Below are 14,091 nucleotides of genomic sequence, written 5' to 3' on the forward strand. Positions count from 1 at the left end.
TGATACAACTTTTGCTATTTTCGTAGTTTTTTATATAGTTCTTTTGCCATTGCATCCATGACTCTCTCATAAAATGAGGTATCTGTGAATAACTTTTCAAATGAGTCATTATTTTCACTGAATAATTTAAGGGCTATATCTTTGAACTTATCAGGGAATAAGCTCTTGATAAACATTTCAGGGTTATTATCTTTTGCGTATTGAGCATATTTTTTAACTTCTGGATCATTCATGAACATCTCAAAGATACCAGAAATAATCACTTTATCGCTGTCAGTAAATTGACCCATGTATAGTTCATTCACTTTATCAATGATACTTTGTAGCGTATCCTTAGATTTAGGTTTTCTTTTCGCATCAAGTGTTTGTTCAGGTTTCAAGTCAGCTGACGTCTTCTCTAATTCTATACTACCCTTATATGTTTCTTTAAGTTTAGCAAACTCTAGCGTAATCTTGTCGTCAATACTGATTTTTTCTGCAGTATCTTTTGGTAATAAATTGATGAGATATGAAATGAACATGAATTCCTTGAACAATTCTTTGTCATTTATTCTTACTATTTGAGTGATATATGAGTAAGCGTGATTAAATTTCCTTAACAAATCTCTATATTCATATTTTTGTTTTTCAGATAATTCTAGATACTGATCAATCACAGGTTTCAGGATGCTAGTAACACGTCCAAGCGCTTTATCATCTTGTTTCTTTGCTGCTTCTATTTTGATTTTCGCAAAAACATCGACATCTTGATCGTTATATAACATATAACTATGTATCTTTGTTCTTAAGTCATATACACGATTATAGTCTGTTTGTCCATCTAAATAGGTTGTTTCAAAAAATGGTTGGAAAGATTTTTTCATTTCTTCATGTGTATTAACAAAATCCATTACAAATGTATCCACTTTACCTGGATTAACGCGGTTTAATCGGGACAGTGTTTGAACAGCATTCACACCATGAAGCTTTTTGTCTACATACATCGAATGTAGTAGAGGTTCATCAAATCCAGTTTGGTATTTATTAGCAACAACTAAGATATTGAATTCATCACTACGAAATGCTTTTCTTAGTTTTTTATCAGAGTTAATGTAATGCCCATCTTTATCGATATTCATTTCTGCTTCTCTAAAAGACTTACCATCAAGTTGGACTTCACCAGAAAACGCAACCAGCACACCAATACTAGAAGTTATATTGGGATTATTCTTTATGTATTCCTGGATTGCTAGATAATACCTTACTGCGTTTGGTCTAGAATCAGCGATTACCATCGCTTTAGCTTTACCATCAATTCTGAATTGACCATTGTTTAAGAAATTGTCCATAATAAGTTCTGTTTTCTTGTGAATGGTAAATCCATGTTCTTTGTAATACCTTACAAGGACTCTTTTTGCTTGTCCTTCGATAACTTCTGGATTATCTTGTGTTGTTCTTACAATTCTAAATTGGTCTTGAAGCGTTGTATAGTATTTGAGTACATCTAAAATAAACCCTTCTTCTATGGCTTGTCTCATCGAATAAATATGAAATGGTTCATGCTTTCCAGTAGTTGGATTTTTTCTACCAAAGAGTTCAATTGTTTTGTTTTTAGGTGTTGCAGTGAAAGCGAAAAAGGATTGATTACTGTGTTGTCCTTGTGCTAATACTTCGGCAACAAGTTCATCAGTATCATCAACATCGTCTTCTTCAATGCCTTCCATCTCTGCATACTCTTTAATAGCAATTTTCTTATCAATCAGTGCTCTTCTTAAAGTTTTAGCACTCGCACCTGTCTGACCTTGATGGGCTTCATCCACAATAATTGCAAATTTTCTCCCTGCCATTTCATCGAAATCTTTATAGGCAAATAAGAATTTTTGAATCGTACAGATAATGATACGTTTCTTATCATTGATTGCTTCAGTAAGACCTATGGAACGTTTCTTATCATCGATTGCTTCAACTAATCCCACTTTATGTTCAAATCCGTTAATCGTGTCTTGTAGTTGAGAATCCAATACTACACGGTCAGTAACAATAATGACTGAATCAAATATTGGTTTATCATTCAAATCATGAACAGATGCTAATCGGTATGCAATCCAAGCGATTGAATTGGATTTACCAGAACCAGCACTATGTTCAATTAAATACTTTTGACCTACACCATTTGTTTTAACATCGGATAGTACTTTTTTAACGACATCATACTGATGATATCTAGGGAATATTATTTTCTTAGAATCTTTTGGATTTGATATAAAACGATGGAGTATATCTATGATGGATGTTTTTGATAATACATCTTCCCATAGATACGATGTGGTATAACCATCATAGTTTTGTGGATTACCTGCGCCACCACTTACACCAGATCCATTAGATCCTTGATTGAACGGTAAGAAATATGTATCCGCACCTTTTAACTCTGTAGTCATCCATGTTTCATACAAGTCGACAGCAAAATAAACCAATATTCTATGATTGAATCTGAATATTAGTTCTTTAGGATCACGATCATAACGCCATTGATGCATGGCATTTCTATAATCTTGACCTTTTAATTGGTTTTTAAGTTCAATTGCAATAAAAGGAATACCATTGATAGATAGCACCATATCAATCGTATTGTTATTAACTGGTGAATATGCAAATTGTCTTGTAACACCCAATATGTTACCTTCATAACGTTCTACTAATGTTGGGTTCAACTCAGATTCGGGCTTAAAAAAACAGACAAAAAGATCTATGCCCATATCTTTAATACCGTTTCTCAAGACATGAAGGAGTCCATGATGGCTTATAGAATCTTCTAGTCTACGATATAGTTTATTTGGTGCATCATCACCATAATATTTTTCATATCGTTCCCATGATTTAGTTTGAGTTTTTTTGATAAACTCTACAAGGATATCCAGATAAATGCCTTTTGATACATCATAACCCTGCATCGAAAGTTTTCTATAGTCATGATTGATTAAATGAGACTCGATATCCTCTTCAAACCTTTTTTCATTATCTTGCATAGATTCACCTCTTTAAAGTGTTTCTTCTCTTTAGTAATAATATAGTGATTATCGTAATAATAGTTACCCCTAATATGGTCCAGGAGATTATGATGATATGTTCTTGTAAAAACATGATAACTGCACTTAATGCAAAGCCAATTAATGTTGATATTACAAAATAAACATACTTCATCACATTTGAATCAAATAGTCCAATCAAATTAAATATAATACCCACTAAAGCATAAGATAGTATGAATGTCAGTGATTTAATAATGATTTCAATTGCTGGTGGTAATCCAAAATCAGTTAAACTTAATTGAAATATCCATAGAGTCAGTTTAATGAATTCACTAGTCAACTCTAATAGGACTGAGAATACTCCAGTAGCAATTAGTATCAATAAAATAATGCCACCAATCATTGATTTTACATCTCTCATTTATGATACTTCTTTCTTACCTGTTACATATTCATAGATAAGGGATTTTTTATATTCGTTTAGTAAGCTTATTTTATCATTCTTCAACTTGATAAGTTTTTCAATTTTCATTGTTTTATCTCTTAAAAACACAACCATTTCTTGTATTTCCTTCAAGCTTGGTAGAACAAATGATATATTTTTTATATCATCAGCATTTACAGACTCAAAAGTTGTTCCAGAAATAAATTCATCCCATTTATTTTCAAGGAAAGTCATGTAAAAAAAAGAATATTCATTTGATATATTGGATTTAACACTGCATAATCCTCGACCAAGTACAGCATCATGCAAAGATACAGCAACTGTCCCAACTGGTGCTCTTACAGACATTAATATATCGTATTTATCGCATGTTTTTGTAATCTCAGTAGTATAATACTTTGGATTACTAAAACCCTCACTAATATCTGAGTTGCCTCCTAAAAACGGTTTACCCATTTGATCGGTATTGTATGATTCAGATTTTGGTGACTGACCCATCGTTATTAAATGTGAGTGTTTTAATGGAACTATACGCCACTTAGTGGGTATTCTACCAATCCACTTTATACCACTATCTTTAAACTCAACATTAGGATCCAATCCTTTAGTAACAACCTCACTAATCAGTGATTGCTTATATTCTTTAAGTTTTTCGATTTGTTGCTGTTGATTATTGATAAGTTGATCTATTTTAACTTCTGATTCCTTTATTTTTCGGACGATTTTGTTTTGTACGCTGCAATCAGGTTTGGGTAGCAAAAAAGTATTTAGTTTAGACATAGCGATTCTCATTCTAATTTCTAAAATCCCATTACCATAACCTTTTAGAGCATTTTGAAGTTCAGTCGTTTGGAATAAATAGTTATAAAACTCTATTGAGTCATTTTGATTTCTGGGTCTTAACATGTAGTAAACAGGACTTACACATCCAAAGTAATTAGAGATACCAACAGATCCTATAACAACATTCATACTATTTAGTACTAAATCTCCTGGATATGCTAACTTATAGCCTTTAATATCCTCTTTTGAATTATTACCTACTGCACCTTTTTCTGAATATGGAATAACACCTCTATCGTTGGTTAATGATAAGATAAAATCTGTCTTAATAGGATTGTTACTTTCATTTCTTTCAATAAGAATATTTTTTATTCGACTAATACTCCAAGACGAAGGAACTACCCCATACCAATCAGTATTACTCATTACCAAACAACTCCTTCATCAGTTGTGTCTCTTCTTCTTCAAGTTGTTTAATCTCAGCGAATATATCTGAGGATGCCTTGGGCGGAACGAACTTATAAAATAATCTTGTAAATGGTATTTCATAACCGACTTTATCTTTGCTTCGATCCATCCAAGCTGATGAATTATAAGGTAATACATTTTCTTTAAAGAAAGCGTCGATATTTTCTTGTAGTGGTACTAATTCAGTATCACGTTTCTTTGAATCTGCTTGAGGTTTTCCTTTTTTAAGAATTGGTTTACCATTTTCATCTGTAATTGGTGATTCAACAGTTACTTTTGTGTATCCAAAGAAGTCATTATCGAATATTTTTGATTCAACAACTAACTCATATTCTTCATATTTTGCTTCTTTGAAATCTAAATAGGCTTTAGTAATTAAGTCAATGGATGCATCATCTAAGTCAACACGTTTCTTACCAATGTTTTTTCTTCTTTTCACATAACAATTAGAAGCGTCAAGTAGCTGAATTTTTCCTAAACGATCCTTATTCTTATTTTTAGATACTATCCATATATAAGTTGATATTCCGGTATTGTAAAAAAGGTCAGTTGGTAATTGAATGATTGCTTCTAAAAGATCACTTTCAATTAAATATTTTCTTATTTCACTCGGGCCACTACCGGCATCTCCTGTAAAGAGCGAAGATCCGTTTTGAATGATTGCCATTCTACCAGAACCTTCTTTTAACTTCTTTACACCGTTAAGTAGAAAGAGCATTTGTCCATCACTGATTGCAGGCAAGCCTGGTCCAAATCTGCCATCATAACCTAATTTAGTATATTCTTGTTTGACTTGTTTTTCTTCAAGCTTCCAATCAATACCAAACGGTGGATTAGAAATGATATAGTCAAATTCATAATTTGAAAATTGATCGTCACTTAGTGTATCGCCAAACTTCATGTTCTGAGCATTTCCACCTTTAATGAGCATATCTGCTTTTGCGATTGCATAGGTTTCAGGATTAAACTCTTGACCAAATAGAGATAACTTTGAATCGGAGTTAATCTCTTTCATTTTTTCATCCAAACATCCTAACATCTGTGATGTACCCATTGCCATGTCATACGCGGTCTTAACAACACCATTTTGTTTGAAATGGTCTTTTTCATTAGCTACTAAAAGTTCAGCCATTAGATAAATGATGTCTCTTGATGTAAAGTGCGCTCCTGCTTGTTCATCATAGGATTCAGAAAACTTACGAATGAGTTCCTCAAAAATATAGCCCATGTCCATGGATGTGATTTTATCTGGGTGCATATCTGCTTTCTTAGAATTAAACTCTTGAATAACGATATAAAGCACATTCCCTTTATGCATTGTTTCTAAAACTTGTTCAAATTTAAAATTGGAAATAATATCTTTTACGTTATCAGAGAATCCTTTTAAATATGTATCAAAATTAGATGCAATATTATCAGGATCTGCTAATAGGTTTGCAAAAGTAAATGGGCTAACATTATAAAAATCATAACCAGTGGTTTTGCATAGTAATCCATCCCTAATGGCATCAATTGTCTTTTGTTCGTTTAATTTTTTATTAAGTGCAAAAACTTCTTGTTTTGTTTCTCTTAAAGCGTCGTCAAATCTCTTTAAAACTGTCATTGGTAAGATAACCTTACCGTACTCGTGTGGCTTAAATAATCCAACAAGATGGTTCGCGATTGCCCATATTAGATTTGCTTTTTCTTGAATATTAGTTGTTGTTTGTTTACCAATCTCTGCAGTTGTCATTATTGATACTCCTCTTTTCTGTGTTGACGTTATACTTAATGAACAAATCATTTATTTTTTCTTGACTTTAATATTAGGATTAAATTTCTTTGTTTAACATCGATTAAGTGAAACAAATGAAATCCCTAGTATTTCAGCTAGTTCTTTTTGGGAAAGTAACATTTTTTTCTCTAAGTATTCTTATTTATATCATAGGACTATCCTTTCATCGTATAATTAACATTATTATAGCACTTCTTATAAACATTCGTAACCCCCTTCGTTTAAATGGTTGATTTTCTATATTTTCTCTAAAAAGTCTCGAATATTCACATCTCCCTCTTTGTGAGATCCCTCCTCCTTTTCTAAGAAACCTGAAAGTAATGGTGTAAATATTTAGGTAATCCTTAAATTGTTGAAATGAAAAATAAAATAAGTCTACAAAATTATTAATTAAATCTCTATAGGGCAATACTATCTTAGCTGATAGGGGAAATTGTCCCTTTATGTATGTAAAAAGGTCTGACACATATTGTATCAAACCCGTTCTTCTTACATGGTGCAGAAACTTAGACCTAAACCGTATCCATAAAATTGTGAGCTACTGAAATAATGTAATCTTTTTATAGTGAGATATGATCTAATAATGATTTAAAATTGTCTTTCGTTTCTTTAGATAACTTTGCTAGTGAAAGTCTGTTTTTAAATGCAACACAATCGTTAAAATACTTAGTCTTCTGCTTATCTTCTAAAGAGAATAAATCTTCAATCGTTTTCCAATTTGGATTAACATCAGCAAGTGATATAATTTCAACATTCTTGCGGTCTTTATGTTTTTTTTGGAAATCTAATCCAGCAGCATCACCATCAACTAAAATTGTTGGTAATTTTTCAATCTTCAATAATGTTTCTATGATTCCAGATTTTTTGACACCTTGTATAGGCAAGAACACTATATTTTCTATTTTGTTTAGAAGCTTAAATGCGCTTAGATAACAATAATCTGTGATACCTTCAACAAAGATGGTATGTGTACTGCCTTGGTCATATAACACATGTCTACCTACAGTAAGTGCATCTTTAATAGGCTTAAGTGCATCGGTTTCTTGTCCCCCTATCGCATGGAACTTATTATCAATGACAGCACCATCACCTTGTCGACTAACCACTCTTATTTCTTCAAGATAATCTATATCGATAAAGAATGGGATATGTGTACTAACTACGAATGTCAATTCTGTCTTCTTTGCATATTCTTTCATGAATTTTCGAAGTTCCTGAACACCTTGCATGTGTAGATTGGTCGCGGGTTCATCCATGATGATAATATCCCCACGTTTTAGCTTAGTTTGAGCAATTACAGTAAAATAGAAGTTAAAGAACCATCTAAAACCTGCCGATTGCTTATCTAAATGAAGTGCAATTTCATCCATGTATATGGATAGATAAATGGATTCTTTCTCTAGAGAAATTTCAAATGAATATTTCTTTTCTTTAGAATAGAATAGCTTATTGAATTGTTTGGTTACTTCATCAAGTTTAGTGTTGATGTCTTTTTGAGTCTTCTTAAGTAGTCCAAATAAACTTTGTTGTTTCGCCTTAGAATAGCAGTTAACTAATTCTTCAACGTTATAATCGATTGCTGCAAAAAGAGTTAAATAGAAATTCGATGTCTTAACTTGATCAGGAGTAATCGTAAGTTGACTGTGTGATGTAACCTCTTCTTTGAATCGAATGATATTTGGCATTACATCGAGTTTGTTTTTTTCTTGCCATTCAATAATTTCTGTTGGTATAGACGGGATTGAAGGTTTAAATTCTTCCACTAGGCTATTTGCTCGATCAGGCTTCATCATCTGGTCATAATAGGTTCTGACATAGTCAGGTCCCCAGTTTGCAGTATTTGCTTTATGAACTTTATCTAATAGTTCATAATTATCGTTGAATTTTTGCTCATTAACTATTTTTCTAGCCATATCATGATAATTTTGTGGGATTCGGTTTAAAAGCCCATTATGATTATTAAAAGTAATAATCCAAAGTGCTAGTTTTCTAGCTTCGGGACTTGGACTTGCGGTTAATTCATTTTTGTGATTATTGATTTTCTTATCTTTACTTGAATAAAAATAACTATCAATAGCGTTATTGTTGTCTACTAAGTTTTTATTTACACCAAGAGTTACTTCATCGGTTGCATAAACAAGAGATAATTCTGGTTTGGGGTTATCATTATTGAAGTCTGGAATATCAGATGCAGAAATACCGTTTTTTGTCCCTAAAGCAAACAATGCATCTAGGCAGTTGCTTTTTCCGCTATTATTTGGGCCAACAACAATAACTAAATTACCCATTTCACCTTTGGAGAAACTTGTGTTAAGGATCAATTCTTGTGGTGTGTTTACACCCACATTACGATAGTTTTGAATTCTAATTTTTCTTTCAGCCATTTTAATTATCTCCCTTTTTCGCATTATTAATAATAGTGTCAAATGTCACTTTATCGCTATTTTTTGTTGAATCTAACAATACGTCTAGCAAATCATCAAATACATTATCAGATGCGATTGATTTTATCAATTGCATTTTTTTCTTATCAATTTTAGATCTTGATTCAGATAGTTTCCTTACTGCGGTTAAGACTTCGGTATCGACATTTGATTGTGATTCTATTGGTAACACCTTATTTATCAAATAGTCCATAATTAGAGGTCTTGTCACAGTTCGGGTATTTTCAATAAACACAAAGAAATCAAAACACTTTTTCTCTATACCGTTAAAATTTTTCTGTTCATATAGTTCTAAGTATCTATACAATGTCGGCCTAGATACTTCTAAATATGTTGATAATTCAACCAATCGCATTTGAGATTCCTTTAACTTGTTTCTTATTGTCACTGTCCATCAACTACTTTCTTCAATATCATTATATCAGCATTTACATTTTTTGTAAATATGGTTTTACATTTTTCGTAATTTAGATGTGTTTATGACGATTAGATGAAGAAAATTTCTACTAGACAAATCGCTATTAATTACTCAGTTTTTGCACAATACTCTTTCTTAAAAATTGAAAATGCTTAAAACTTAGTTGCACATTTGATGTTACTCAGAAGTTTAACTTTATGTGCCTATAATCCGTGTCAATACATGACGCTATTTTTAACTGTAAATCATGAAGATAGAGAAATTTCGAACCATCCTGATAAAATATAGCATTAAAATTATCTATTATTGATCGAGGAATAATATTGATCTTTATTACTACTTTTGAGTAATCCACATTTGGTAAATAGTTCTCTTCAGCATGTACATTTGATCTCACAAATGGTTTATAGTAACTACAAAAAAGAGAACTATCATAGTTTTCTCTCGCACAAGACCCGAAAATAACTGAGAGATATGGATCAGGTCTACTACCTCCATTTTTATAAGATAATCGTGCTCGTGAATCGTTATATGTTTTTAAATCTCTATAATATTTTGTTTTAACTAATAACAATGCAGTTTTTGGAGAAACAGGTACATAAGTAAATAGATAATCTGAGTCTAAAGTATTTTCAATAATTGCACATCTTTCAGAAATGCACATCCAATTCTCATTACTTCGAATAATGGATAAATGAATCCCATACATTGCTAAATCTGGATTACCCAGAGATAACATTTTTGAGATTGTTAATATTGGAGAAAATTCCTCTAGGTGACGAAAAGTGTCATCTTTTTCAACCAATTCAAATACTTTAATTATTTCCTCGGTCATAAAAAGGATGTCTTTTTTCTCTGTATATCTTTTTACCCCCCATAAATAATTGTTACTCTTATACATGGCAAAATCATCCTCAATAATCACTTCTGATGTGAATTGTTGTCTATATGAACAGAATGCACAGTAAAGTTTCAGTAGAAAAAGTTGCTTACCTGTTAGTTCTATTGACTCCTCGGAATTGTCAATTAATAAGATAATATTCGCTATATAACTTTCAAACCTTGAAATTCTATTTTCTAGTTCATCAGTACCTTGTGTTTGATAATATTTTTTCTTGGAGAAATCATATCTATATATTTTTCTAGTTTTATTAGTAGTTTTGTTGTGTATTTTACCACCCAAATCATCCCATTTTTTAATATGGAATCTCGGTAGAAAATGGTTATTAATTTTCATTTTTCACCTCTTGGAGTTAAATCTCTTGAGTAGAGCAAAATTTGGTATAACCCACTGATTATATCAGCCATATTGACTAAAAACATATAGAGCAAGAAGTATAAAAAGAATGCTCTTATGTTAATAGCATAAAATTTGATATTTGGATTAAAATCGAACAAAATAATAAGCACTATAAATAATAACAATATAGTGAATTGAAATATCAACAAAACAGCACCTTTTCTAAAAGTAGTTTGGATTGTACTATCTGATTTTAAGTTCATGAAAAAGTTTTTCGCAAAGATTAATGCAGTTAATGTAAAGCCAGTAAATGTCGACATTACTGAAACTATGTTGTTTGGTGTTAAGGTACTAAATGCAGGACTGGTTACGCTAAAAATCAATGCCACCATAACACCAATAATACTAAAAATTAGAATTCTGATTATTTGTCTTTTTTGAAATAAATCAGTTGTTTTCTTTATCATATATATGTTCCACTATTTCGACAATTCTCGAAATATACTTATTCTTTTCATTGATTGATATTTCATTATTAGTCATATTTTCACTAAAGAAATCAACTACATTTTTTTCTATTACCTTTGATGAGCCTGCGTTTTTACTTTGATATGTACGCTTCTTCGAGTCTTTGATGACTACCAGTCTCCACTCACCGGAGGTATTTGTATATTCAACCATGTCACCAAAAAAGTCTTGTTTAACTTTTAAAAATCCATTTTCGTTTTTGTAAATTAGTGAAAGCTTAGAGTTGTTTGTTTCTTCTTTAGTAGCTTTTAGCTGTTCTTTAATTTGCTTGCTGTAGCCTATAAAATTAGGCGGATAGAAGTCTAACTGTATTTCTTTAATAGAATCGCTGTTATGCTCAACTAAATCCCAAAAATATTGTGTTTCTTTTAATGGTGAAATCTTAAAATCATAACTTACTACGTTATCTTTTTGAACACTGTTTAAACCTTCTTCAAGGATATTTATTATAGTATCTTTGTTTATTATCTTATTATCCATACCAACCAATATAGCTTGTTTACTTAAAGAAATGAATCCTAAAACAAAAGGTGTATCCTCAATTTTTGTTGATTCAATATCATCATCCATTTCGACATGTAACTCAGTTATACTTCTCTTACCTAATTTAAACATGACTATATCATTGGTAATATCCTTTTCAGAATAGAGAACATACGTTTTCTTCCTACCTTTAATTTGCAATTTTTTTTGAGTTGCGATTTTATCCAATAATTTTTTTACTAAAGAATTCTTAAAATCCTTATTCTCATATTGATTATAATCATGAAACAAATCATGATCAATTACAACAGATATTGTTAGCACTTGAAATTTCATAATGGTACACCTCATTTAACTTAGTCATTCTTTTACGAAATTGATTCATGTATTCTAATAATCATCGTTACAAAGTTATAGTCAAACTAACATACTTTATGTTTTGATCCAACATTTCCCTGGCATTATAGATTATTTGATTGGTAGATAGATTTGTGTTGCAATATATTGTTTTATTTTTATACGTCAAAACCATACTACCTTTCATATTTTCATCTGAATAGGAGATATGTGGTGTCTTTCCACTTTCTGTGAAGTTTTTATCTATATCAGCCCACTCAACAAATTGCATAGGATTTCTTTTAAAACAATAAATAATTATATCTCTATAAAGATCGGCATATTTCGTACCACTAGGATTCATTCTTTGAATTTTGTAATAATCGAGCTTAACTCTACTGAAATCCATGGATGAGTTAATATTAACTGTAATTCTTTGAGGTTTTTTAGGTAAATTGTACTTTATTGGATAATTATCTAAGATATTGCCTACAAGATATGACTCTCTCCCGGAAACCATTGTTGAAAGAGCTATGACTCGATCCTGATAGTTTTGTATATATTGGTCTACCTCTGATAGATCGCTAAACATTAAATTTCCTATTCTGTCTTCATAATTTTTATTATCATCAACAAATTTGACTTTCTTCAGGTTTTCGAAATTAATTTTGTCCAAATCAAACGAACCTATCGATAAATAGAAACGTCCCTTAGAACCCGTTTTAAATATTCCTTTATTTATGTTTTCTTGGACAGTTGTATCGGATGGTATCCCTAAATATCTATATATGTATCTAACCACTTGTCCACCAAAACCAACCAATTCTTCGTTCCTGTTTCTTGTTTCATTTTGAGCTTTAGGATCAAATTCCAATAGTTGCTGGTTATTCAGTAATTGGAAAATCATATAGTTAGACTTATTAAAATTAAAGGTCTTGTTATCTATCGAGAGCATTCTTACTAAATAGGTTAAAATGGTAAATAATACTGTTTCAATGGACGTTGATTTTGTTTGTAGATTTTCGTAAGTTCGAATCACTCTTAATAAGAAAGGATATACTGAGGTATAATTCAATATCCTAAATTGCTTAAGATAAGTTTCAATTTGATGTTGATAATCCGAGGATGTCCCTTTGATGTTAGCGTAAATTCTTGAACAGCGTTTTAAATCGATAAATAAGTGTCTTAATGTTCCTCTTTTAATGAGTTCATCGTCTACAACTTTTTTAAATGATGAATATTTACGTTTATCATCACCTAGCTCTAATTGACTTAATGAATCAATGTAAATACTTATAAACTCGTCTTTGGGGATATTTGTCAAGTTTTTTTCTACAAATATCCAATAATCTGAATATAATTTTTCTAGGTCGTCACTTGTAGGTACTTTGAAAAAAATCTGATTTCGACACATATCAAATAATGATAAGTCAATCCCTAGTGAGTTCATTTTCTCAAATATAGTCTGTTTGTTCTGGTCGCCATCATCTACGATAATGATAGAAACCATCAATTTTTCGAGTCCACTTAAAATTTTATTGAACATCTCATCGTTTATTATTCTTTCTTTAAATCCAAAATATGCAGTCGCAAGATAGGAGGTATTTCCTTTAGGATCGGAATTCAAAATGATGTTATTGAATTCTTCTTCATCAACACTTTGGGGTTTGAGTTTTACTTTACCATCTAGTGAAATAATCATGTTTTTTAATTTGGCTTGCAAATTATTAATTGTTTGGTTAATTGTCTTGTATGTAGAAAGTGCCTTTATAAGTAATGACAAACTCATAAATCTTTGTTGTCCGTCAATAATTTCAAACAAATTGTCATTTTTTAAGTATAGTAAAAAACTTCCAAAGAAATGGTCATATGGTTTATCTGAAATGTCGATTAAATCTTCATTTAGTTGCTCAATTTGCTGCATTTTCCAACAGTAATTTCTCTGAAATAGTGGTATTTCGAATTGATAATCCATTCTTGATATAAAGCTTAATAATTTAACTGATTCAACTTTCACAATATCATCCTTCTTTATCTATTGATATACATACAAAATCCGCAACATCTATCTATTGGATTTTGTGCTATTACATTATGTTTATTTACTTCTAATAGTTAGTTTCTACTCTAAGCTTTTATCTAATTTGTGCGATTTGAACTA

At 30.9% G+C, this 14,091-nt stretch carries 10 protein-coding genes; all 10 read right to left on the reverse strand.

Features of this window, described 5'->3' with window-relative positions; translation table 11 throughout:
- Window positions 1-14 precede the first annotated feature (14 nt).
- Complete coding sequence (locus tag N7548_RS00050) at window positions 15-3,008, reverse strand: type I restriction endonuclease subunit R (protein WP_263607329.1); 2,994 nt, start codon at window positions 3,006-3,008, stop codon at window positions 15-17.
- Between the two features lie 4 nt (window positions 3,009-3,012).
- A complete protein-coding gene (locus tag N7548_RS00055) occupies window positions 3,013-3,432 on the reverse strand; it encodes a hypothetical protein (RefSeq protein ID WP_263607330.1) in 420 nt (139 codons plus the stop codon).
- Window positions 3,433-4,665, reverse strand: a complete 1,233-nt coding sequence (locus tag N7548_RS00060) for a restriction endonuclease subunit S (RefSeq protein WP_263607331.1) — start codon at window positions 4,663-4,665, stop codon at window positions 3,433-3,435.
- Window positions 4,658-6,439: a type I restriction-modification system subunit M gene (locus N7548_RS00065; protein WP_263607332.1), complete on the reverse strand. Its 1,782-nt coding sequence runs from the start codon at window positions 6,437-6,439 to the stop codon at window positions 4,658-4,660. Before N7548_RS00065 ends, N7548_RS00060 begins: the two co-directional genes overlap by 8 nt.
- A 602-nt stretch (window positions 6,440-7,041) precedes the next feature.
- The gene (locus N7548_RS00070) at window positions 7,042-8,865 is read right to left on the reverse strand and encodes an AAA family ATPase (protein WP_263607333.1); all 1,824 of its coding nucleotides are present in this window, start codon (window positions 8,863-8,865) and stop codon (window positions 7,042-7,044) included.
- Between the two features lies 1 nt (window position 8,866).
- Window positions 8,867-9,280, reverse strand: a complete 414-nt coding sequence (locus tag N7548_RS00075) for a hypothetical protein (protein WP_263607334.1) — start codon at window positions 9,278-9,280, stop codon at window positions 8,867-8,869.
- A 244-nt stretch (window positions 9,281-9,524) separates the two neighbouring features.
- The gene (locus N7548_RS00080) at window positions 9,525-10,580 is read right to left on the reverse strand and encodes a DUF4238 domain-containing protein (protein WP_263607335.1); all 1,056 of its coding nucleotides are present in this window, start codon (window positions 10,578-10,580) and stop codon (window positions 9,525-9,527) included.
- Entirely contained in the window at window positions 10,577-11,050 is a 474-nt protein-coding gene (locus tag N7548_RS00085) for a hypothetical protein (protein WP_263607336.1), read from the reverse strand. Before N7548_RS00085 ends, N7548_RS00080 begins: the two co-directional genes overlap by 4 nt.
- A complete protein-coding gene (locus tag N7548_RS00090; RefSeq protein ID WP_263607337.1) occupies window positions 11,031-11,930 on the reverse strand; it encodes a hypothetical protein in 900 nt (299 codons plus the stop codon). Before N7548_RS00090 ends, N7548_RS00085 begins: the two co-directional genes overlap by 20 nt.
- A gap of 67 nt (window positions 11,931-11,997) precedes the next feature.
- Window positions 11,998-13,947 carry a DUF262 domain-containing protein gene (locus N7548_RS00095; protein ID WP_263607338.1) on the reverse strand — a complete coding sequence of 650 codons (1,950 nt, stop codon included), beginning with the start codon at window positions 13,945-13,947 and terminating at the stop codon, window positions 11,998-12,000.
- Between the last annotated feature and the right edge of the window lie 144 nt (window positions 13,948-14,091).

It is taken from the genome of Paracholeplasma manati, from assembly GCF_025742995.1.
GTDB classification, from domain to species: Bacteria; Bacillota_I; Bacilli_A; order Acholeplasmatales; family UBA5453; genus Paracholeplasma; species Paracholeplasma manati.